Annotated in this window: 28 protein-coding genes; 11 read left to right on the forward strand and 17 right to left on the reverse strand. The window is 64.3% G+C overall.

Annotated features, from left to right (window positions below):
- Positions 1–227 precede the first annotated feature (227 nt).
- Positions 228–407, forward strand: a complete 180-nt coding sequence (locus GWK63_RS13590; protein ID WP_034931719.1) for a hypothetical protein — start codon at positions 228–230, stop codon at positions 405–407.
- Positions 408–452: 45 nt separating this feature from the next.
- Here GWK63_RS13590 and GWK63_RS13595 read toward each other — a convergent pair whose 3' ends face one another.
- On the reverse strand, positions 453–977 hold the full coding sequence (locus tag GWK63_RS13595; RefSeq protein WP_007397547.1) for a hypothetical protein: 525 nt from the start codon (positions 975–977) through the stop codon (positions 453–455).
- 131 nt (positions 978–1,108) lie between these two features.
- A complete protein-coding gene (locus GWK63_RS13600; protein ID WP_007397545.1) occupies positions 1,109–1,720 on the reverse strand; it encodes a hypothetical protein in 612 nt (203 codons plus the stop codon).
- Positions 1,721–2,075: 355 nt separating this feature from the next.
- Between GWK63_RS13600 and GWK63_RS13605 the strand changes: the two genes are divergently transcribed.
- Entirely contained in the window at positions 2,076–2,993 is a 918-nt protein-coding gene (locus GWK63_RS13605; RefSeq protein ID WP_099963284.1) for a hypothetical protein, read from the forward strand.
- Positions 2,994–3,170: 177 nt separating this feature from the next.
- Here the strand turns inward: GWK63_RS13605 and GWK63_RS13610 are convergent, their stop codons facing one another.
- The gene (locus GWK63_RS13610; protein WP_007397541.1) at positions 3,171–3,647 is read right to left on the reverse strand and encodes a surface-adhesin E family protein; all 477 of its coding nucleotides are present in this window, start codon (positions 3,645–3,647) and stop codon (positions 3,171–3,173) included.
- Positions 3,648–3,719: 72 nt separating this feature from the next.
- The gene (locus GWK63_RS13615; protein ID WP_039998624.1) at positions 3,720–3,935 is read right to left on the reverse strand and encodes a hypothetical protein; all 216 of its coding nucleotides are present in this window, start codon (positions 3,933–3,935) and stop codon (positions 3,720–3,722) included.
- A gap of 159 nt (positions 3,936–4,094) precedes the next feature.
- Between GWK63_RS13615 and GWK63_RS13620 the strand changes: the two genes are divergently transcribed.
- Complete coding sequence (locus GWK63_RS13620; protein WP_007397540.1) at positions 4,095–4,268, forward strand: hypothetical protein; 174 nt, start codon at positions 4,095–4,097, stop codon at positions 4,266–4,268.
- A gap of 34 nt (positions 4,269–4,302) precedes the next feature.
- On the opposite strand, the gene GWK63_RS13625 is transcribed toward GWK63_RS13620, so the two are convergent.
- Positions 4,303–4,494, reverse strand: coding sequence for a hypothetical protein (locus tag GWK63_RS13625; protein WP_034931712.1), 192 nt, complete (start codon positions 4,492–4,494; stop codon positions 4,303–4,305).
- A gap of 183 nt (positions 4,495–4,677) precedes the next feature.
- Between GWK63_RS13625 and GWK63_RS13630 the strand changes: the two genes are divergently transcribed.
- The gene (locus GWK63_RS13630) at positions 4,678–4,839 is read left to right on the forward strand and encodes a hypothetical protein (RefSeq protein WP_166498075.1); all 162 of its coding nucleotides are present in this window, start codon (positions 4,678–4,680) and stop codon (positions 4,837–4,839) included.
- Positions 4,840–4,851: 12 nt separating this feature from the next.
- On the opposite strand, the gene GWK63_RS13635 is transcribed toward GWK63_RS13630, so the two are convergent.
- The gene (locus GWK63_RS13635) at positions 4,852–5,028 is read right to left on the reverse strand and encodes a hypothetical protein (protein WP_007397537.1); all 177 of its coding nucleotides are present in this window, start codon (positions 5,026–5,028) and stop codon (positions 4,852–4,854) included.
- A gap of 217 nt (positions 5,029–5,245) precedes the next feature.
- Here GWK63_RS13635 and GWK63_RS13640 point away from each other — a divergent pair, with 217 nt between their 5' ends.
- Entirely contained in the window at positions 5,246–5,407 is a 162-nt protein-coding gene (locus GWK63_RS13640) for a hypothetical protein (RefSeq protein ID WP_007397536.1), read from the forward strand.
- 21 nt (positions 5,408–5,428) lie between these two features.
- On the opposite strand, the gene GWK63_RS13645 is transcribed toward GWK63_RS13640, so the two are convergent.
- On the reverse strand, positions 5,429–5,908 hold the full coding sequence (locus GWK63_RS13645) for a phosphate-starvation-inducible PsiE family protein (protein ID WP_007397535.1): 480 nt from the start codon (positions 5,906–5,908) through the stop codon (positions 5,429–5,431).
- A 236-nt stretch (positions 5,909–6,144) separates the two neighbouring features.
- Between GWK63_RS13645 and GWK63_RS13650 the strand changes: the two genes are divergently transcribed.
- Positions 6,145–6,321, forward strand: a complete 177-nt coding sequence (locus GWK63_RS13650) for a hypothetical protein (RefSeq protein WP_007397533.1) — start codon at positions 6,145–6,147, stop codon at positions 6,319–6,321.
- A gap of 165 nt (positions 6,322–6,486) precedes the next feature.
- Positions 6,487–6,789, forward strand: coding sequence for a hypothetical protein (locus tag GWK63_RS13655; RefSeq protein WP_034931753.1), 303 nt, complete (start codon positions 6,487–6,489; stop codon positions 6,787–6,789).
- Between the two features lie 83 nt (positions 6,790–6,872).
- Here GWK63_RS13655 and GWK63_RS13660 read toward each other — a convergent pair whose 3' ends face one another.
- The 3 genes from GWK63_RS13660 to GWK63_RS13670 form a co-directional block, all read right to left on the reverse strand.
- Positions 6,873–7,205 carry a DMT family transporter gene (locus tag GWK63_RS13660; protein ID WP_007397532.1) on the reverse strand — a complete coding sequence of 111 codons (333 nt, stop codon included), beginning with the start codon at positions 7,203–7,205 and terminating at the stop codon, positions 6,873–6,875.
- Positions 7,206–7,208: 3 nt separating this feature from the next.
- Complete coding sequence (locus GWK63_RS13665) at positions 7,209–7,412, reverse strand: hypothetical protein (RefSeq protein WP_223846548.1); 204 nt, start codon at positions 7,410–7,412, stop codon at positions 7,209–7,211.
- Between the two features lie 319 nt (positions 7,413–7,731).
- Positions 7,732–8,784, reverse strand: coding sequence for a restriction endonuclease (locus GWK63_RS13670; RefSeq protein ID WP_112210132.1), 1,053 nt, complete (start codon positions 8,782–8,784; stop codon positions 7,732–7,734).
- 93 nt (positions 8,785–8,877) lie between these two features.
- On the opposite strand from GWK63_RS13670, the gene GWK63_RS13675 reads away from it, so the two are divergent.
- Complete coding sequence (locus GWK63_RS13675; RefSeq protein ID WP_223846549.1) at positions 8,878–9,537, forward strand: GDSL-type esterase/lipase family protein; 660 nt, start codon at positions 8,878–8,880, stop codon at positions 9,535–9,537.
- Between the two features lie 183 nt (positions 9,538–9,720).
- Complete coding sequence (locus tag GWK63_RS13680) at positions 9,721–10,116, forward strand: hypothetical protein (protein ID WP_007397527.1); 396 nt, start codon at positions 9,721–9,723, stop codon at positions 10,114–10,116.
- A 20-nt stretch (positions 10,117–10,136) separates the two neighbouring features.
- Here the strand turns inward: GWK63_RS13680 and GWK63_RS13685 are convergent, their stop codons facing one another.
- Positions 10,137–11,789 (reverse strand): phosphoethanolamine transferase, encoded by a 1,653-nt coding sequence (locus GWK63_RS13685; RefSeq protein WP_166498160.1) that lies wholly within the window; start codon positions 11,787–11,789, stop codon positions 10,137–10,139.
- 241 nt (positions 11,790–12,030) lie between these two features.
- Here GWK63_RS13685 and GWK63_RS13690 point away from each other — a divergent pair, with 241 nt between their 5' ends.
- Positions 12,031–13,251 (forward strand): NADP-dependent isocitrate dehydrogenase, encoded by a 1,221-nt coding sequence (locus GWK63_RS13690; protein WP_007397524.1) that lies wholly within the window; start codon positions 12,031–12,033, stop codon positions 13,249–13,251.
- Positions 13,252–13,401: 150 nt separating this feature from the next.
- Here the strand turns inward: GWK63_RS13690 and GWK63_RS13695 are convergent, their stop codons facing one another.
- A complete protein-coding gene (locus GWK63_RS13695; RefSeq protein WP_007397523.1) occupies positions 13,402–14,661 on the reverse strand; it encodes a dicarboxylate/amino acid:cation symporter in 1,260 nt (419 codons plus the stop codon).
- Between the two features lie 811 nt (positions 14,662–15,472).
- On the opposite strand from GWK63_RS13695, the gene GWK63_RS13700 reads away from it, so the two are divergent.
- Positions 15,473–15,898 carry an Rrf2 family transcriptional regulator gene (locus GWK63_RS13700; RefSeq protein WP_039998584.1) on the forward strand — a complete coding sequence of 142 codons (426 nt, stop codon included), beginning with the start codon at positions 15,473–15,475 and terminating at the stop codon, positions 15,896–15,898.
- 79 nt (positions 15,899–15,977) lie between these two features.
- Here the strand turns inward: GWK63_RS13700 and GWK63_RS13705 are convergent, their stop codons facing one another.
- From GWK63_RS13705 to GWK63_RS13725, 5 genes are all read right to left on the reverse strand, one after another.
- Positions 15,978–16,730 carry a DedA family protein gene (locus GWK63_RS13705; RefSeq protein WP_007397520.1) on the reverse strand — a complete coding sequence of 251 codons (753 nt, stop codon included), beginning with the start codon at positions 16,728–16,730 and terminating at the stop codon, positions 15,978–15,980.
- A 183-nt stretch (positions 16,731–16,913) separates the two neighbouring features.
- Positions 16,914–17,558, reverse strand: coding sequence for a 5,6-dimethylbenzimidazole synthase (gene bluB, locus GWK63_RS13710; protein WP_034931704.1), 645 nt, complete (start codon positions 17,556–17,558; stop codon positions 16,914–16,916).
- Between the two features lie 13 nt (positions 17,559–17,571).
- Entirely contained in the window at positions 17,572–18,198 is a 627-nt protein-coding gene (locus GWK63_RS13715; protein ID WP_034931744.1) for a hypothetical protein, read from the reverse strand.
- Between the two features lie 157 nt (positions 18,199–18,355).
- Positions 18,356–18,586 (reverse strand): hypothetical protein, encoded by a 231-nt coding sequence (locus GWK63_RS13720; protein WP_172459733.1) that lies wholly within the window; start codon positions 18,584–18,586, stop codon positions 18,356–18,358.
- 186 nt (positions 18,587–18,772) lie between these two features.
- Positions 18,773–19,642: an aldose 1-epimerase family protein gene (locus GWK63_RS13725; protein ID WP_007397515.1), complete on the reverse strand. Its 870-nt coding sequence runs from the start codon at positions 19,640–19,642 to the stop codon at positions 18,773–18,775.
- Positions 19,643–19,679: the final 37 nt, after the last annotated feature.

Here is a 19,679-nt window from a genome sequence, read left to right on the forward strand (position 1 = left end):
CACCTTATCGGGCATACGGTCATACCCCGCAACGCCGCCGCGCATTAAAAGCATATCATGCATGGAAAATGGCGGGGAAAAGCCGTTTTCCGCTTCCTATCCACCTGCTTTCGCGCTGCCTGCAATTTTCATGCTTGACAGGCCCGTGCCCTGTCCGCATTACGCGCCACCGCTCACGAACCGCAGCCGCTTTTTTGGGGCCATGCCACGCCCCGGGACGTCACGCCATGACACGCATGCTTACCCCGGCCCTGCCTGCCACGCGCAGCCCGTTCACGCACCATACGCTGGCGCGTGTGAAAACGCTCATGCGCGAGATGTGGATCGTGCCCATGGTGGTCATGGGCAGCCTGCTGTGCGGGAGCGGTTTCACGCTGCTGTCCCGCCTGCTTGGCCACGCAGGCTAGGCTTGTCCCCGCCCCGGCAGGAGACGGGACGGGACCCGGAATGGTTCAGCGCGCCACATGACGGGCAGCGGATGACGGATGCCCCTTTGGCGCGGGTTCGGCCAGCCAGTGGATGCGGGCATTGCGCAGTTCGAAATTACGCTGGCCCTGTACCCCCATGTCCCCGAACGGATCATAGACCACGCCGCTGACCTCGGCCCGGCACTGCGGCTGCTGGCCGGTGTCGCCACAGATCTGCTGGGCCCTGCGCAGCGAGGCGTCCTCCATGGTCGGGCCATCCAGCGGGACGGTGCCGTTCCAGTCCACCTGGCCCGGCAGGTCCGCAATACGGAACGCGGCGCAGTCCGCCCCCCCGGAATTGGCCGAGGTGATATAGCACCCCTCTATCCGCACGGGCCTGCCCACATACCGGGCCGCCTGCGTCTGAAACGCCGCGACATCAAGGACAGGCGTGGACGCAGGGGGTTCGGCCGGGGGCTTCGGCGCGCGCGCCAGCGCAGCACCGGAAAGTGGTCCCGTAACCATAATGGCGAGTCCCGCCAGCACGCCAAGATGAAACCGTCGCCTCACGTCCTGTATTCCTTCCATTGGGTATCAGCCATCGCTGACAGTCACGGCCGGAAGTTTCCGCCATACAGGCCCGCCTTGTCACCACGGCGCAACGTGCGGGCAGCCATGCACGCGCAACCGGCGCGACAGGGCTAGAAAGGAGACGCCTTCTGCCCCGCGCCATGCCCCAGATCGGCAAAGTGCTGGGTTTCCGCACATCCACGGAAGCGGTCAAGCACGGGAACGCTGCCCACCAGATTGACGCTGAGGGTGGTGCGGTCCCCGAATTTCACTACCGCCATGCGCGCGCCCGCCATGGCATCGAGCAGCGGGGTCAGTTCCGTGGGCGCGATATCGGCCGACAGGGTGGTGGCATCATTGGCCTGCATGTGAAAGACGCGGCTATAGGACCCCACGCTTACGGTCATGTCGCCCTTCTGGCCGCTGGCCAGGGTCCAGTGGTCATCCGCGCTGCGCACCTGCAGCGAATCGGCATCGGCGCGGAACATCAGGATCTCGCTTTCGGAGCCTGCGATGCACAGGTCGGTATGCACACCGGAATCGGGCGTGTGATGGATGGCCACCCAGCCCCCCGCGCGTTCATCCACCAGCATCTGCGACGGGCTGGGGCTGGCGCTCTCGTCCTCGGGCAGCATGGCCACCGGCACGGCGCGCGGCTTCTCATCATAGGACTGGGCCATGGCCGCCCCCGGAACGGCGGCAAACGCCAGACAGCCCACAAGCAGGTTCAGTTTCCTGTTCACTTTGCGACAATCCCCATTGCGACAGAGACCGACGAATCGGAGTTATGGAACATAATAATCACAGTCGTGTGATATTGACATATAATGTCACAATCGTGGCAAGAAAATATCCCTGCCGCCCCCTGCGGGCATGGATTTCCTCATGATGTCTGGTCATGGCCAATATGCGACAAAGCATGTCATGCTTCCAGCGCGATGCGTGCCACGTTGCCCGATGGAATAATAGTAAAGAAGATTTTCATTTTCCCACCCGGGCCGGCGCACTCCCGACCGGCGGCATTGGCCAAGGGGGGACGGTATCGTTATCATGCGGCCCGCAATGACATTCATGCACAGACGGAAGGAAAAAGCCGGGATGCGCCTGCTACCTGCTGCCATCCTGGCAATCGGGACCCTATGCGCCATGTCACCGGCCCGCGCGGCCGATCCTGACTGGATCTTCGCCAATAGCGGACCGGGCGGCCAGCCCATGGTCATGTCTCATCAGGGGTCGCTGGATGTCATGTTCTACCGCTCCGCCAGCGGCACGATCGGCATTGCCATCCATCAGCGCCACGGGCGTTACCGCAACCCGCGGGGGGTGGAGACGGCCATGCTCATGATCGGCAAGTTCACCGTCGCCCTCCAGACCTTTCTTGATGGCCAGAAATGGGACACCGCGGGCGGCGACCTGAAGCCCGACACGGTGCCCGACATGGTGGAGGCGCTGAAGGCCGCCGCCACCGGGGCGCTGGTGCCCTTTGAGCATGATCCGGTTTCCTTCTCCGTCCGGGGGGCGATGGCGGCGCTGGATGACCTGGCGCAATACGCAAAGGCCCATGGCGAAAGCCTGCCCCCGCCGCTGGAGCCCGCGCCCGCGGCACATCCCGCGCCGGGGGTGGACATAGAAAAACTGGCCCATCACCCCTATGATACCCAGCACGGGCGCAGGCTGGTCCTGCCGCAATATGATATTGCCGCCAATTGCGGGCGCGCCCATATCGAGATGCAGGATACCGACGGGGAATGCATTACCGCCGAGCAGAAAAGCCAGGCGGCCCTGACCAGCCAGTGGGCACGGTATGACAGTGACCTGAAGGGGGCCTGCCTGTCCCTGGTCAGCGATCCGGGCCGGCTGGAGAAATACCAGGCCCTGCTGATGTGCCTGTCACGCTATCAGGATGACCGGCGCCAGTGGCAGCTTGTATCAGGCTCCAGCGGCAGCGATGACATCCTGCCCGCCAAGCCCACGGCCCAGACGCCTGCCCCGGCCCCCGCGCCCGCATCCCCCTAGCCGCCATCGTGTCCCGGGGCTGCCGCCACGGGCCACCTGCCCGGACGCCACGCGGGGCTGTCCACAGCGGGGCCAGCGCGCATTTTTACCTGTTTCTTAAGCCATGCGGTTGGGGGACTTTCAGGTCATCCACCTCGTTATCCACATGATTTACCGGATTATCCACAGGCTGACATGCTATTCGGCCGCCTTGTGGCCACCATTCCAGCGGGCACAGGCAATCCGCCTGCCATCACGCAGGGAGGGGTCGACCGTCATCTCGCCACGCGGCACCGGACCATCGGCTATCCGGTGGCCCGCGCCCATATGGCCGGACCATGTGGCATAGGACAGGGTGCGGTACGTATCGGCCGCGCAGTTGTACATGACGGAAAACCGGACCGAGGCGAAAGGCAGGCCGTGGCGGATCATGTCCTCGTCAAAATCCTGGATGAACGTGGCGGACGCATGCGCGCCGTGCAACTGGATGGACGCCAGATCGATATATTCATTCACCTTGTTCTGATATGGCGGCAGTTTCTGCAGTTCCACGCCGCCGTGCGGCGCGGGGGATGCGGGCAGATCCTGTGCCCGTGCCAGACGCGCACCAGCCACGACGCCACCACAGGCAATACCCGTGGCCAGTACCGCCACCACAACCCTGCTGTATCCCATTTTCTCCCTTTCATGTGTACCACGCACAGGCGTACACGCCGGACCCGGCTTCTCATGTCCTGTTGTGCAGGATCAGACCTGTAGCGGCAAGCATAACCGCAGGAAACCGGGGCCATATATGCCCAGCCCGCCGGGGGTCGCATCCTGCGCGCCACTGCCGCGTGCCAGGACCACATCCCCTGCCCGGCCGTGGTGCCCGATGCGCGTCATGGGGCGGGGACGGGCGTTGTCGCGTGACGCTGGCGCGCCAGCTCCCGGCAGCCCGAAGCCTCCCGGCTTTCGCGTCATCCCCCACCGCCCGGGCGGGCATGCGACCAGACGCCGCTCCCGCAGGGGTGTGCAACCAGGGCAGGCCGACACGCCTTAAAGCTGCGGGGCGGTCTTTGATTCCGGGCTGGACATCCTTAAATATCTCACCCCAGCGTGATCAGAGGACATGAGACCCAGATGAAGAAACTTACCGTACTGCTCCTTCTTGCGGGACTGACGGCATGTGCGGCCAGCAGCCCGCCCAGCGACCCGGCCCAGAGCGGCGGCGTGGGCGGCATGACCGGCTCCCCCGGGCAGGATGCCCCCACCGATGGTCCCGGCGGCTCCGGCGGTCCGGGCATGGGCAACTAGCCCCGACGGGCCGCCTGCCCGCGGGCGGGCGTGTTCAGTCGCGCCCGCCACTTATGTTGATGACCCCCAGCCCCAGCAGGCCCAGACCGGCCAGCCCTTCGGCAACCATCCATGATACCGGCCCGATCCCGTCCGCCGTCATGCCACGCACCAGCACGCAGACGCTGCCGATCATGAGCAGCAGGGAGAGGATGGTTGCCCATTTTACAATCTTGCCGCGGTTCATCAAATCTCTTCGCTGTCTGTCCATCGGGACACCGGCCGGACCGGTCCCGCACCTTCTATCACCTTGAACGGGGCAGCGTCCAAACACTGCATGCGCAGCCGCAATGCATCTATTGCACGACACGTACATCATTCATGCAAAAGTGATGTCGCGGAACGCATCTTTCATGCTTGCATGGCGTCGGTGACTTCACAATCCAACAGGACAGTCAGGGAAAACAGGCAATGCAGGCAACACCATCACGCCACCGGCCCGCCGGCTGAATGGTCAGCGCGCATGCGCCATATCGTGCAGGCCTGCACGGCCTATCCCTATGCCTTCCTGCGCCTGTGGGACGGGGACTGACACCCCCGGCCGCTATTCATGCCGCAGGGCGGCGGCATCGAACCATTCATCATTGCCCGTACCGTCACTGCGTACGCGGACCTGGCCATTCTCGATGATTTCCACGACCGTACCCTTCATGCCACGCAGTTCCGGCCTGACGGAGGCACCGTCCCTGACCACCACAATATCGCCCAGCTTGAAATCCATGCCGTATTCTCCTCCTCGCGGCCATTCAGGTCTCCATCCGTCCCGGACAGGGCACCCACCCGCGCTGGCGGGCACGCGCCGATCATGCCAGCCATATCCGCTATCGCAAGCCCGTGATCGGGGCACGTCATACCACATACGCATGATTGGCGGGTTGCATGCCACCCCGCCGCTGCCGACATGAACCCTGTACCAACCGCGAACAGGGATCTGCCACATGTCTTCGGAACACCATCTTCCTTCCGCCACCGAACTTGAGCGTGAACTGGCGCAGCTGCGCCGTGAGCATGACATTGCCGTAAAGGACCAGCCCGAACACGCACCGGCGCTGGCACGGCGCATCAGCAGGATCGAGGCGGAACTGGCCCGTCAGGAATAGACGCCAGGGACCGGAAGCCGCTCAGGCTTCCGGTTCATGTCCGGGCACGGGACCCGGCGCCTGCGCCACGGGCGGGCGTACCAGCCAGTAGACAATCCCCAGTGACAGCGTTGCCGCGGAAAGGGCCAGCAGTTCCATCACGTCCACTTCCTTGAGGTCGATCACGATGAACTTGCGCACCGTGGCCAGCATGCCGATCAGCAGCACCGAACGCATGCGGATCAGGCTGTGGGGCTGCGCATCGGGCAGGACAAGGATGGAATGCTTGAACTCCAGCGCGATCAGCACGGTAAAGAACATGCCGAAAATGCCCTGCAGTGTTTCCGGACTGGTCGGATTCAGCCCGCTTGTCACCAGCATCCGTCCCACCGCCACCACAACATGCACCAGCGACGTACCGGCAATGACCACGATCAGCAGGGTCAGCACCAGCATCACCACCTCCTCGAACAGGTCGAACAGGCGGGCCATCTGAAGGAAACCGGGCAGTCGTGTCATCATGGGTGCGGGCAGGCCACTGGCTGGGATGGGAAACGGTACGGCATGTCATGTAGCAGGAATCGCAGCGGACTTGCAAAAGCGTGCCGCCACGCTGTCAAGTGCCGTGGCAGGCAGGCTGCCCTGCAGCGAGCCATATGGAAACACCGGCGCCGCACCCCATGTCATAACCAGCAGACACGCACCGTGTCGCCCATGGCGCAACCCGGCGCCATGGCATGACCAGACAGGACACAACCATGAGCAAAGCAGCAACCAGCGGCCCTGACGCACAGGGCAAGTACAGCCTTGAGGTCAGCATCGGTGGCCTGAACGAGACGCTGGGTGGCTTCTCCTCCAAGATGGAAGCCGAGGACTATGCCGTCTCCCTCCTGCGCCGCGTGCGGGAACTGGCCAAGGCCGATGGCCTGAAATAACGCCTGCCCCTTCCCGCCGACCCGCGCGCCCGATATGCCGGGCCGGCGGGAAGGATTATGGGAACACGCGGGAACGCTGTCGTCTCCCGGCCTTTTTTCTCTATACAGGATGACCTGACAGGATCAGGAAACATTCCGGATATGGAAAAAAGGACCCTCTTTCCCATGAAAAGACTGACCCGATCACTGTCGGTGCTGGTGCTGGCCAGCGGGCTTGCGGCCTGTGCGGATGGACCTGGCTATTATGGCGGCGGCTATTATGGCGGCTATGGTGGATATGGCGGCGGGTATGGCGGCTATTACAGCGGCTATGGCGACTATTACGGGGGCGCGCCCGAATATATTGGCCGCGGCGGCGGGTGGCATCCCCGCGACGGCGGTGGACCGCGCGGCGGTGGCGGCCATGGCGGCCCGCCGGATGGCGGACGCGGCGGCCCGGGTGGCGGCGGCGGCGGCATGCGACGTTGAGTTTACGGGCCGGCTCCCCCATGGGGGCCGGCTCCTTGCGCTACGGTCTGACTGCAAAGGGGGCGTCGCCTCCGGGCCGTCCCCTATCCATGCTGTCCCGTGCCGGAAAGCAGGTTCATGACCAGTACCCCGGCCAGTATGAGCACCATGCCCCCGATGGCGGCAAGGTCGAGCTTCTGCCCCAGCACCACACGGCAGACGAGCGTAATCAGGACGGTGCCGACCCCCGACCATATGGCATAGGCCACCCCGGTGGGAATACTGCGCAGCGCCAGTGACAGCGCATAGAACGCCACCCCATATCCCACCACGGTCACGCATGACGGTACCGGCCGGGTAAAGCCACTGGACAGCGTCAGGCAGAACGTGGCGGTCACTTCCGCCAGGATGGCAACCAGCAGGCAGGCATAGGCCATGCCCTATACCCGACCGGCCGGCGTGCCCCGTGGCGGCAGCCCCGTCATGCGCGGACGGGGGACACGCGGGGGGCGGGGTGTCTCGTCCCGGATCGCCACGGCGTCCTGGCCGCGTGCCCGCAGGGCGTCGGCAAAGCGCTGGACATGGGTCCACTGCGCGCCCGCGTACAGTTCCCGCCCGTCAAGCATGACACGATGTCGTCTCACTTCATCCCCCGTTCCGACATGTTTGCCCCATGGAAATGGGGATGCGGGAGCATGGACGCAACGGCATGGAAAAAACACGGCGAATCCAGCAGGAAACTTTCGCTTTCCCCGGACGATTTATGTATGGAGAAGATAGGAGGTATGATTCATGAGCAACTCTGCACGTATGATCGCCCATCTGCTGATCACGGTCCGGCTGAGCACACGCAATCACCCTGTCCCTCCTGTTTCCGGCAACACACGGGACTAGGGAATGTCTGTGCACCTGCCGGGCATGGAACGGGCGGCCCCCACGACCCTGTTATGACGTGACAAGGGGTCAGCCCGTTCCATGTTTCTGCGCAAGGCGGCTGGAAAAGGCCGCCAGTTCGTCATGATGCAGCAGGAACACGGTGTTGGAACGCGCCAGCTGCCGGGCTGAAGCCGTGTAATCGGCATTCGAGACGACAGCCGCCACGTCGGCATGATAATGCAGCCGGGCGGCCGCGACCTGCTGTACCGCGTCGTTTCCCACCGCATTACGGTACAGCTTGCACTGCACGACCAGCCGCAATCCACCACGACAGGCAATGACATCCGCCCCCTGGTCCCCGCCGGGGGGTGTTGTGCGGGCATCCCACCCGCAGGCCCGCAGGCGGTCGGCGCAATGATGTTCGTAGGCAATGGGGTCCATGTCCGGGGTGTAGTCCGTGCCATGGAACCCTGCGGGAACCTGACACGCAACCCGTTCGATCCGGGCCAGCACCCGTGCCTCGAGACGCGGCCAGGCATGGCCCATATGCCGGGCCCGCAGCGCGGGACGCAGGACGGTCTTGCTGAATGCCATCATCTCACGCCGCCACCTGCCGGTCTGTTCCACCCCGTAACTGTTCGGCTGCACCAGTTGCCTGCGCCGGATGCGCAGGGCCTCGGCATGCTGCCGGACCAGCCCCGTGCATACCAGCCAGGCCCGGCGCCTGCGCCACCCCCGCCAGCCATGACGCAGCAGCGGCCACAGCACCATGGCCCCGCCCGCTACCATGACCAGCCACAACAGGCCCGTGGGGCGGCCCGTCTTTCCTGCCGGGGTTGCGGCACTGGCAGGAAAATAAAGCGCCGCCTCCCCCCGCTGCGCGGGCAGGTGACGCAGCAGCAGCGCGTCACCATGCTGGCCCATCCGCTGCCATGTCCCCTCCCCGCCCGCGCGCTGGCAGTGCAGGACTGCCAGGGCATGGTCCTGACCCATGGCCAGATGGCGGGCGCGGGGCAGGGCATCGGGCCGGGTGCAGCCTGGCGTCGCGGGCGCCAGCACATAAAGGGAGGATGCCCCCAGTGCAGGCATGTACCCCAGCAGCAGCCAGCCCCACAGCCATGGTACGATCCCTGCACGCATCTTTCCGTTCCCGCTCCCTACGGCTGGTTACGGGACTGACACTAAAACATGAGAACAAAATAGGAAAGTACGGAAACACCAGATGGTTCCGGCATGGTTTCCCACCCCCGCCGGGTCTATCATGCCCATATGCGAATCTGCTTTATCGGTGACAGCTATGTCACGGGCACGGGCGATGAAACCTGTCAGGGCTGGGCCGGGCGGCTCTGCGCCATGGAACGGCAGGAAGGGCGGGATGTCACGCTCTACAACCTGGGCGTGCGTGGCCAGACGGGCCATGACATTGCCCGGCGCTGGCGCACCGAGACCCAAGCCCGCATCGGTGGCCGGCACGATGGCGGGATCGTCCTGTCCTTCGGGGTCAATGACTGCACATCCCGGCCCGACGGCCGGCCCCGGCTTGCCCCTGAACACAGTCTGGCCGCAGCCTGCGCCATGATGCAGGATGCCGCGACCGCGCACTGGCCTGTCCTGATGGTGGGACCGCCGCCCACCGGCCATGCCGTGACCGATGCCCGCACGCAGGCCCTTTCCCATGCGCTGGGCGCGGCCTGTGCGCGGCATGGGGTGCCATTCCTGCCCATTGCGGACGCGCTGCGCGCCAGTCCGCTCTGGTGTCCCGAAATCGCACGCGGGGATGGCGCCCATCCGGCCGGTGGGGGGTATGGGGAACTGGCGCGTCTTGTCCATGGCTGGACCGCGTGGCGGGCCTGGATGGACGCTCTTCGTGAAAACCGTTCCTCAACCCGGTAGCAGGCGTTGTCTGAAAACAGATCGCTGATAAAAAATACAGGATTCCCGGGCACCGCCCTTTTCAGGCAGGGCGACGGCCCCCGGTGCCCTGCGAAAAAAGCTTCACCAGAAACTTCTTTATAACTTACAGGACGTTCCAGAGGCAGACCGTGAAGGCGGTCTCCAAGACAAAGGCGGCAAGACATGAAAAAAATCACAACCTGTGCCCTGCTGGCCGTGCTGGCGGCAGCCTGCGCGCCCCATGCCCGCGCCGACGTGCCGGAAGGGGAACTGAACTCGCTCTATATCCGCCCCGAGGTGCAGTTGCCCGCACCAGCGCTGACCTTTCCCAACTATCCGGTAGTGGATGACTGCACCACCGAATTTGGTGACGCCGTGACCAATGCCTGTGTCACCGGGGAAAAGGAACGCGCCCTGGTCCTGCAGCCCGCCTGGGATGAATATCAGGACAGCGACAAGATCACCTGCCAGGAGGAGGTAACCCATATCCGCCATATCCAGCTGTACAAGAACCTGGCCTACTGCCTGGACAAGCGCCGCTACGATGCATGGCGCAAGACCCACCCCGAAGGGCACTGAACCGGCCCTTCCACCCGCGTTCAGTCACGGGTGATATGGCAGCGCCCGTCATCATGGCTGTGGTCGTAATCCACGCTCTGGTTGGCGGCGCTGTCCCCATGCACGATACGGCGTGGCCGGTCAGGGTGGGCTGACAGCGCGGACAGCCCCATGTCCGCCCCCTGATAGTCCAGTCCCGCCGCGTCCAGAACGCTGGCGGGCATGGCGGCCAGCGTAAAGGGGACATGCGTATTGTCACGCGCCGCCTGCATGGCCCGCGGGCGGGCGGCCTGCCATGCGGGAGAGGCCCAGAAATAGAACGGCACCGCATAGGCCGCGCGCACATCGCCATGCGCGGGAATGCCCGCCGTGCATTCACTGACCCGCACCCCGTGGTCCGATACGTAGAACATCACGGCCGGGCCACCATGGGCGGCAAGGCCTGCCTGCACATGCGCCAGCATATGGTCGGTATAGGCGATGCTGTTGTCATAGGGCGTGCCGACATGGCTGAAGGCGGCGGGATAGCGGTCGGCCGCGTTCTCGTGGCTGCCGAACAGGTGCAGCACGATCAGGACAGGGCCGCGCGCGCCCGCTATCGCGCCGTCCAGCACCGGCAGCATGCGTTCATCCAGCACCGGGCTGCTCATGATCCCGCCATGCACGGTGGTGTAGGCAATATGATGCGCCTGTTCCGAATAGGCGCCGATCACGCTGTCATATGGCCCCAGCCGGGGGTGGTTGCTGATCCACCACGTATCGAATCCCGCCGCGTTGAACACCGATATCAGGTCATGCCCCGGCACCGCGCCGGGCAGCAGCCGGTCATAGCCCGACAGGATGACCGGCACGGCGCCCACCGTGTAGTCAAAAGGGGTGACCATGTTGTCAAAACGCACTAGGCCGGGCACCTGCTCCATCTCGGGCGTGGTGGGCACGGCGTAGCCATACAGATGCTGGTGGTCACGCCGCGCGCTTTCGCCAATGACCAGTACCACCACCTGTGGCGTAGCGGGCGGCGGGGCCAGGACATGGACCGGCTCATGGCTGATGCGGCTGGCCATCTCGCTCACGCGCCGCGTCTCGCGCCGGGCAGCGGCATAGCCGGTCAGCACGCTCCATGGCCAGGCCCGGTCAAAGCGGGCATGAATCGGCACCATCGGGTTTTCGGTCCCGCCGCGCGTGGGCGGCAGGCTTTGCCACAGCCGCACGGTCGGCACCACGATCCCGGCCAGCAGCACCCCCATGCAGGCCAGGCGCGTGCGGCTCCGCCACCGCACCACGGGCCCACGCGGGCGCAGGCAGTACAGCGCCACCAGCGCGCCCCACAGCACCATCCACGCGCACAGATAGGGCAGGACCGGGCCGATATAGCCCTTCACCACCGGCAGCGAGCAGTAGAACAGGATCAGCCACAGCGGATAGCCCGGCGGCACGCCGCTTATGCTGATGTAATAAAGCGCACCGGGCATCAGCATGACCGCGGGCAGCAGGCAGGCCAGCAGCACCCGCCTGCTGTTGCAGGCCAGCGCCACCACGCCCCACAGCATGACCGCGCGCAGTATCCCCTGCAAGGCCGTGCAGGCGGGCAGCAGCGCCAGCACCACCATGCTGCCCAGCAGCGCATCGGGCCAGATGCGGGTGCACAGGCCGTGCAGGCGGCGGCGCAGGGCGGGCGGGCGGGGGGTATTCATGGTCCGTTTCATGCCATGGCCGCCCGCCGGCCGGTAGTCCCCCCACGCCACCTGCGCGCAGGGCGATGGCACGTTTGTGAATGAACCGCCCTGCACCAGTGCTTTTTATCCATGGCATGCACGCCTAATAATGCGGCCACCGGGAGGCCCGCGCGCGGACGGGCGCCAGAACAAGCGCAAGAAAAAGCGCTGCGAAAACAACGATTAAAAAACAGAAATCATAAAGGCAGACAGACGTACCATGGCAAAGATCAAGGTCAGGAATCCCGTTGTCGAGATGGATGGCGACGAGATGACCCGCATTATCTGGCACTTCATCCGCGAGCGGCTGATCCTGCCGTATCTGGATATCGACCTGAAATATTATGACCTGGGCATTACCCACCGTGACGAGACCGATGACCGCGTGACGGTGGACGCCGCCGAGGCCGTGCGCCGCTATGGCGTGGGCGTGAAATGCGCCACCATCACCCCCGACGAGGCCCGGGTGAAGGAATTCGGCCTCAAAAAGATGTGGCGCTCCCCCAACGGGACCATCCGCAACATCCTTGATGGCACCATTTTCCGTGAACCGATCATCTGCTCCAACGTGCCGCGCCTTGTCCCGCACTGGACACAGCCCATCGTGATCGGCCGCCATGCCTATGGCGACATCTACCGCGCCGCCGAAACCCGCATCCCCGGTCCCGGCAGAGTCACGCTGCGCTATACCCCCGCCGATGGCGGCCCCGAGCAGGTGCTGGACGTGCATGACTTCAAGGGCCCCGGCGTGGCACTGGGCATGCACAACACCCGTGCCTCGATCGAAGGCTTCGCGCGGGCATCCCTCGCCTACGGGCGTGACCGCAGGCTGCCGGTCTACCTGTCCACCAAGAACACCATCCTCAAGGCCTATGACGGCATGTTCAAGGATGTGTTCCAGGAAGTGTACGACCGTGAGTTCAAGGCCGAATTCGAAAAACTGGGCCTGACATACGAACACCGCCTGATCGATGACATGGTGGCCTGCGCGCTGAAGTGGAAGGGCGGCTATGTCTGGGCGTGCAAGAACTATGATGGTGACGTGGAAAGCGACATCGTGGCGCAGGGCTTCGGCAGCCTTGGCCTCATGACCTCGGTGCTGCTCAACCCCACGGGCGACGTGGTGGAGGCCGAGGCCGCCCATGGCACCGTGACCCGCCATTTCCGTGAACACCAGAAGGGGCGGCCCACCAGCACCAACCCCATCGCGTCAATCTTCGCATGGACACGCGGCCTGGCCTATCGCGGCAAGTTTGATGACACCCCCGACGTGACCCACTTCGCCCAGACGCTGGAGCGCGTGTGCATCGAAACCGTGGAAGGCGGCCAGATGACCAAGGACCTGGCCCTGCTGGTGGGCAAGGACGCCAGATGGCTCGATACCCAGCCCTTCCTGGACGTGCTGGATGAAAAGCTGCGCGCCGCACTGGCCAAGGCGTAAGAACACGAACGGGACGGCACGGATGGCCGTCCCGTTCTGGGAGGCCGCCTTACCAACCTACTGAAAATAATGAAAAGTCTTTGGTGAAGCTTTTTTTCAAGAAGCTTCAGAGAAGCCGCCTTTTTGAAAAAAGGCGGCACCCAAAAACTTTTATTCTCCTTCCTCCAGCGGGCGGGTTTCCAGCACCCCTTCCCACCGGGCCGCAACGGCCGCGGCATAGCCATTGCCCAGCACATTGGTGGCCGTGCGCGCCATGTCGAGGAAGTGGTCAATCCCCAGTATCAGCGCCAGCCCCGCTTCGGGCAGGCCGAACTGCGGCATGACGGCGGCCAGCGTGACCAGCGCCGCACGCGGCACGCCGGCAATGCCCTTGCTGCTCAACATCATGACCAGCACCATCGCCACCTGCTGGCCCAGCGGCATGTGAATGCCGTAGGCCTGCGCGATGAACAGCGCGCCAAAGGACTGGAACAGCACCGAACCATCAAGGTTGAAGCTGTAGCCAAGCGGCAGTACGAACCCGCTGATGCGATCAGGCACGCCAAACTGCTCCAGCCGTTCCACCAGCAGCGGATAGACGGATTCGCTGCTGGCCGTGGCAAAACCGAGCAGGATCGGCTGCACCAGTGTCCGCGCCAGCACAAACACCCGTCGGCCCAGCACACAGAAGGTCATGGCCGTCAGCAGCGCCCACAGCACACCCAGGGTTGCATAAAATTTGCACAGGAACAGGCCGAACGTGCCCAGAATGCCTGCCCCGCTATGCGCCACACTGCCCATGACGGAACCGAACACCGCCAAGGGGGCGACATACATGACCATGTCGGTCATGCGCAGCATGATGCGCGCCAGTTCCGCCGTCCAGGGCAGGATCATGCGCTGCGCGTCCTTGCCCACGACCGGCAGGGCCAGCCCGAACAGGACGGAGAACACCACGATCTGCAGGATATCGTTGCGGCCCATGGCATCAAAAATGCTGGTCGGCACCACATGCAGCACGAATTCGACCGGATCGAAATGCGCCTGTCCCAGTCCCGTGTCACCTGCTGAAAGCGGCGTGGTGAAGCCCGCGCCGGGCTGGAGCAGGTTGGCCGCCACCAGCCCCGTCAGCAGCGACAGGAAGGACGCCACGACAAACCACAGAAGGATGCGCCCGCCAATGCGCAGCACCTGTGCGCCATCGCCCAGGCTGCCAATGCCCGAGACCAGCGTGGCAAAGACAAGCGGGGCAATGATCATGCGCACCAGCCGCAGGAACAGGCCGGTCAGCAGGCTGGCAAGCCGGGTTGCCGGTTCACTGGCGGCCGGCCCGGCCGCATGAAGGCCCAGCCCCACCACAACGCCAAGCAGCAGCGCCACGATAATGGCATGGGTACGGCGGCTGGCATTCTGCTTGCGGGGAGTGGCCAATGACTGTGTCCTGATCGGTGGGGGAAACACGCGGGACGTAGCGCGCCATCCGGTCACGAGGCAAGACGGACGGGCCTTTCCCCGCCTGTTCCCGTTTCTTGCAACCGGAAAACGCGAAGCGTGGGAACACATCCGCGTCATCATGGTGCAGGTGAAAAAAAATCCTGCAAAAACAGTTCAGTAAAAAATTATATCTTTGCGAGATAACCCTACCCATTCAGGTAGGAAAAGATTATATAACTCTCATACATTATGAAGTGGCCCGGATGACCCCTCTTTCCCCGGCAGGAATGGCGGGGGAGAGCGGACAGGACCGGGTCATCCCGCGGGTCGTGGGAGAAAACGCTCCCGGCCCCTTCTCCGGACCGGCTGGTCACCTTTCATCCCGCACAGCGGGAATGGGCATGTAACAAGCGTCACAGCCCCCATGCCATTATGGCACAGGCGCGCGTGCCGTGACGGGCAGGGGGAATTCACGCCGCAGCCAGCCAGCCGGGGCGTACAGGCACCAGCCGCACCGGGCACAGACTGGCAACAGCCGGATGCGTCCGTCGGAATCGTGGCAGATAAATGTTGGCAAAAAGATTACGTACGCCACATTGCGATCACATTTGCGTGAGATTATAGCACCGCATTTGTCGCCTTTATGTGTAATCTGTTCACTGAAACCAAGGGCTGGAGAGTATTTTCCACTATAAATTGTAAACTATATGCAGTTTATAGAGACCTGTCTCTGTCCGCTGGCAGCATGTTAGATACTGGCATGCGCCTGACCTTGCACACTGATTATGCCTTACGCACGCTTCTATACATGGGACTCCATGCAGACAGGCGCGTCTCCATTCACGAGATCGCCGATGCGTATGACATATCTGAAAACCATCTGGTCAAGGTCATCCACCGGCTGTCGCGGCTGGGGCTGATTGACGCGCGGCGTGGCCGGGGTGGTGGCCTGGTTCTGGCCCATGCACCAGAAGATATCCGTATTGGCGATGTCGTGCGCAAGACCGAGGACGACATGCGGCTTGTCAGCTGTGAACCTGCCAACCCCGAAGGGGCGGGCTGCATCCTGTCCGACATGTGCAAGCTGCGGGGCGCCCTGGCGCAGGCCCTTGATGCCTTCATGAAAGTACTGGACGAGACAACGCTGGCGGACCTGCTGCCCGACCATGACCGTCACATGCTGCTGGCCCGCCTGCCCGGGCCTGCGTCGGACGATCCCATACGCCGCGTCTGAGAGACGCTTCTCCGCGGGCACGCCGTCGTGGCCGTTCCCGCGCCCGCGGTCATGGCCGCCAGATGGCGGCACCACCATGCTAGATCCCGCTTCCCCCCGGCGTTGCCGCATCCGCTCGGGCTTCACGCAGGGCTTCCTGTGTCAGCCGCTGTTCATTACGCCGCAGGAAAAGCGCACTGGCAACCAGGCCCGCCGCCACGGCAAGTCCAAGCCCGATACTGGCGGGCCCTGATACTTCCGTCACCTTGCGACCCAGATAATAGGCACCCGTGGCATACCCCCCGGCCCAGCACAGCCCGCCCAGCGCGTTGAACACCATAAAGCGCGGCCACGGCATGTGGTTGGCCCCCGCCAGCAGGGCAACAAAAACCCGTAGCAGCGCAATGAAGCGGCCAAAGAAGACAATGCCACTGCCATGATGGCGGAACAGGAAACGCCCCAGCAGCAGGCGGTCGGGGGTAAGCTTGATGCGCGCGCCATATTTCTGCAGCAGGGGCAGGCCGACCCTGCGCCCGATCAGGTAACCGATATTATCCCCCAGTACCGCCCCCGCCACGGCGGCCAGCGCCACCCACTGGATATCGAGCCGATGGGTGGCGGCACAGTAGACGGATGCGGAAATGATCAGGGTTTCAGCCGGAAGCGGCAGCCCCATGCTTTCCAGCATAACGATAAAGGTGATCACCCCGTATCCGTAATGCTGGAACAGATATTCAAAATGGTGCAGCAGCGTTCGATCCTCCGTGGCGGCCCAGCCGGCATGGCCTGACGGCCCCGGCCCCACAGGCTGCGCGGAGCGGACGGGCGGACACAGGCCCCGCATGGCAACCACCCAGCGGGCCGGGTGGCACAATGGGTTAAACACGGCACCAGAAAAACCGGCTTTAGCGAATATCTGCCACCCGTTTTTCCATCAGCCCGCCCCTGCGTGCGCGCAACCGCCATGACGGGCGGGGCCACACAGCGCCCTGCCCCGGTCCGGCCACGAGAATGGGAAATCCCGGTTGGGCGGGGCCTAGCGCCGCACCCATTCACGCCGCTCGGGCGCGCGCCGCTCCCAGCCACGCCGCTCCAGTTCCGGCGTGGGGGCCTGCCCGGCGGGGTAGCCGACACACAGATAGGCCACCAGTTCCAGCGCCGGGTCCACATCCAGTATGGTCCTGATATGCCCGGGATTGATGATGGAAACCCACCCCACGCCCACACCCGCCGCCGTGGCCGCGAGCCAGAACGTATGAATGGCCATGACGGTGGACCATGTTGTCGTCTGCGGCATGGTTGCCCGCCCCAGCCCCCTGCCCTGTTCCGGATCGGGGTGGGACAGCACGGCAATATGGTGTGGGGCGTCATCCAGCCCCGCAAGCTTGAGGCTGGCGTAACGCCGGGCCTCGGACCCCGCGCGGCTGGACAGCGCATCGGCATTGCACTGGCTGAAATCCGCCCGCACGGCCGCGCGTCGGTCCGGGTCATCCACGCGCACGAAGCGCCATGGCTCGCTCAACCCCACCGAGGGGGCAAGGCAGGCCGTGGCCAGCAGACCCTCCAGAACGGATTCGGGCACCGGGTCGCGGCGGAAATGCCGCACGTCACGCCGCCAGCGGAACAGTTCGTGCAACTGCCCCGAAAAGGCGGGGGGAAAGACAGGCAGGGTAGAAGTCATGCCCCTGTCTGGTTCATTGCACGCCGTCTGTCACGTCCTGCATGCCCGGCTGGGCAAGAAGGGAGGCATGAGGCGGCGACATGCCATTCTCCTCCGCGCCCGCAGGGGTGGCGTAGGCGGGATCTTCCTCGAATCTGGAAGCGACTTCCCGGATCTCGTCAAAACTGGCCTTGTACCAGTCAACCTGCGTCATGGTATGGCGATTGACGACAAAGCTGAGGAAGGCCGGGTCGGACGGACCATAATAAAGTGCGTCCTCCTCCCCCCCCTTCATGTGAAACGTGAAATGGCAGTCCGATGCATCCGAATAACGCAGGAAAACATGGTAGATGATGGTCGGCACGATCTCATGCATGGCCTGGCCCACGTAATAGGCAGGCCGCTGCGTCATGAGGGCCGGGGTGACGTTGTCCAGTATGCCTTCGTTTTCCAGCGCGGCGGCACTCCCGACAAAACGGGACTGGTTGACCCGGACCGTCACCCCGCATTTGCGCACATGATAGGAACTGGTGATTGTAATGCCGAATTTCTCGTAATCGGGCAGCTTGTTGAAAGCCGTCGTGGCGGCATGGGCCATGCCGGCCGCCGCCAGCAGCATCACCCCCATGCACGCCCCACCCCATGACATGTATCTACGCATCGCCCCGCGCGCTCCCGTCTCCGGCCATAAATATGCAATGGGGCGGTACCTTACGGCGCGCACGCCCGTCATTCCATATGAATATGGCGGCACACCGGAATGCGCCGCCATACACGCCAGAAGCCGGAGCCGGAGGGTCACACCGCCCGGATGTTCTTCAGGCCGCCCGGTCCCAGCCGCGCAATGCAAGCAGGGAGGGCGCGTTTTCAATGCCGGAATGGCAGCCCGACGGCACGGCCACGCTGGGCAGCGTGGCCAGCAGCATCATCCCCTGCCTGCGATAGGCCGCCGCCACCAGACCCATGAGGCGCTGGCGGAAACCACGAAGTGCAAGAAGGGGGAAGGCGAGGGAAAATCCCACGGCGGGGACAGGAGAAAAACTACGCATCGAGGCGTTTCCCGTGAGCCTAGCGGGCGAGACTGCCGCATGCTGCTCCTGCGCGCACGCTACGCCGCAACCGGGTGGTTGCAAATACGATATTTTCGCAGAATTCCGGGGTGATCCATGCTTTTTCCGCAAGGCTTATTCCGGCGGGTGTTGCATGGAAAATACACCCGCCGGACCCCGATCCCCTCAGATGCAGCCAACCTGCCAGCCTGCCCGCCATTCCTGTCCCGGCTGGAGATGGAACACGCCGGGGCGGGCGGAAAATTCACCCCTGAACCCGACCGGGCTGGCCATGCCGTACCACGGCTCGATACACAGGAAACCGGCCCCCGGCTTCATCCATATGCCCAGCTGGGGAAAGCCTTCCCATGTCAGCCGCAGCCCCGGCCCATCGGGAATGCGGTAGGTCAGCCCCCGGCTGGCCGGCTGGTCGAGGATCAGCGCATCGGCCGCGAACAGCGAATCGTCCAGATGCAGCACACGCCCCCGCACCGGCGTGGGGAACGGATCGGGCAGCAGCAGCCCCCCCTCCAGCCGGCGCACCGGGGCAGGCTCGGGCCGGTCAAACTCGATCACATGCCGGTCCCTGGCCACATCGGGGGCCAGCGGCCATATGAAGGCCGGATGCGCCCCCAGCGAGGCGGGCAGTACCCGCGTATCATCGGGGTTGGTCACACAGTACCGCACCGACAGGGCGCCGCCTTCGATACGGTATTCGATCACAAGGCTGAACGCGAAGGGATAATGCACGCGCGTGGCGGGCGTATCGACCAGTTCCAGGCGGCAGCCGGTCTCGTCACGCGCCAGCCAGCGGAACGTGCAGTCCCGCGCGAAACCGTGCTGGGTCATGCGGTAGGGCGTGCCCTCCACCCATGCCGTATCATCCACCAGCCGCCCCACGATGGGGAACAGCACGGGGGAATGCCGCCGCCACGGGTCCTGCCCGCTCCACAGCAGGTCACGCCCCTGCGCCCGCAGGGCGCACAGTTCGGCCCCCTGCGCCCGCACGCTGGCGGCAAGGCGGCCATCGCCAAATGTATGGATATCGTCTGTCATGCCCCGGTGGCTCCCTCTGTCTTTACAAGGGTGCCAC

This window comes from Komagataeibacter rhaeticus (assembly GCF_011611525.1).
Lineage (GTDB): Bacteria > Pseudomonadota > Alphaproteobacteria > Acetobacterales > Acetobacteraceae > Komagataeibacter > Komagataeibacter rhaeticus.

What these genes read in the sequence shown, in the direction of transcription:
- GWK63_RS13590 (WP_034931719.1), top strand. Translation starts at nt 228, where the DNA reads ATGACACGCATGCTTACCCCGGCCCTGCCTGCCACGCGCAGCCCGTTC.
- GWK63_RS13605 (WP_099963284.1), top strand. Translation starts at nt 2,076, where the DNA reads ATGCGCCTGCTACCTGCTGCCATCCTGGCAATCGGGACCCTATGCGCC.
- GWK63_RS13610 (WP_007397541.1), bottom strand. Translation starts at nt 3,647, where the DNA reads ATGGGATACAGCAGGGTTGTGGTGGCGGTACTGGCCACGGGTATTGCC.
- GWK63_RS13615 (WP_039998624.1), bottom strand. Translation starts at nt 3,935, where the DNA reads ATGACGCGAAAGCCGGGAGGCTTCGGGCTGCCGGGAGCTGGCGCGCCA.
- GWK63_RS13620 (WP_007397540.1), top strand. Translation starts at nt 4,095, where the DNA reads ATGAAGAAACTTACCGTACTGCTCCTTCTTGCGGGACTGACGGCATGT.
- GWK63_RS13625 (WP_034931712.1), bottom strand. Translation starts at nt 4,494, where the DNA reads ATGAACCGCGGCAAGATTGTAAAATGGGCAACCATCCTCTCCCTGCTG.
- GWK63_RS13635 (WP_007397537.1), bottom strand. Translation starts at nt 5,028, where the DNA reads ATGGATTTCAAGCTGGGCGATATTGTGGTGGTCAGGGACGGTGCCTCC.
- GWK63_RS13640 (WP_007397536.1), top strand. Translation starts at nt 5,246, where the DNA reads ATGTCTTCGGAACACCATCTTCCTTCCGCCACCGAACTTGAGCGTGAA.
- GWK63_RS13645 (WP_007397535.1), bottom strand. Translation starts at nt 5,908, where the DNA reads ATGATGACACGACTGCCCGGTTTCCTTCAGATGGCCCGCCTGTTCGAC.
- GWK63_RS13650 (WP_007397533.1), top strand. Translation starts at nt 6,145, where the DNA reads ATGAGCAAAGCAGCAACCAGCGGCCCTGACGCACAGGGCAAGTACAGC.
- GWK63_RS13655 (WP_034931753.1), top strand. Translation starts at nt 6,487, where the DNA reads ATGAAAAGACTGACCCGATCACTGTCGGTGCTGGTGCTGGCCAGCGGG.
- GWK63_RS13660 (WP_007397532.1), bottom strand. Translation starts at nt 7,205, where the DNA reads ATGGCCTATGCCTGCCTGCTGGTTGCCATCCTGGCGGAAGTGACCGCC.
- GWK63_RS13670 (WP_112210132.1), bottom strand. Translation starts at nt 8,784, where the DNA reads ATGCGTGCAGGGATCGTACCATGGCTGTGGGGCTGGCTGCTGCTGGGG.
- GWK63_RS13675 (WP_223846549.1), top strand. Translation starts at nt 8,878, where the DNA reads ATGGTTTCCCACCCCCGCCGGGTCTATCATGCCCATATGCGAATCTGC.
- GWK63_RS13680 (WP_007397527.1), top strand. Translation starts at nt 9,721, where the DNA reads ATGAAAAAAATCACAACCTGTGCCCTGCTGGCCGTGCTGGCGGCAGCC.
- GWK63_RS13685 (WP_166498160.1), bottom strand. Translation starts at nt 11,789, where the DNA reads ATGAATACCCCCCGCCCGCCCGCCCTGCGCCGCCGCCTGCACGGCCTG.
- GWK63_RS13690 (WP_007397524.1), top strand. Translation starts at nt 12,031, where the DNA reads ATGGCAAAGATCAAGGTCAGGAATCCCGTTGTCGAGATGGATGGCGAC.
- GWK63_RS13700 (WP_039998584.1), top strand. Translation starts at nt 15,473, where the DNA reads ATGGGACTCCATGCAGACAGGCGCGTCTCCATTCACGAGATCGCCGAT.
- bluB (WP_034931704.1), bottom strand. Translation starts at nt 17,558, where the DNA reads ATGACTTCTACCCTGCCTGTCTTTCCCCCCGCCTTTTCGGGGCAGTTG.
- GWK63_RS13715 (WP_034931744.1), bottom strand. Translation starts at nt 18,198, where the DNA reads ATGCGTAGATACATGTCATGGGGTGGGGCGTGCATGGGGGTGATGCTG.
- GWK63_RS13720 (WP_172459733.1), bottom strand. Translation starts at nt 18,586, where the DNA reads ATGCGTAGTTTTTCTCCTGTCCCCGCCGTGGGATTTTCCCTCGCCTTC.
- GWK63_RS13725 (WP_007397515.1), bottom strand. Translation starts at nt 19,642, where the DNA reads ATGACAGACGATATCCATACATTTGGCGATGGCCGCCTTGCCGCCAGC.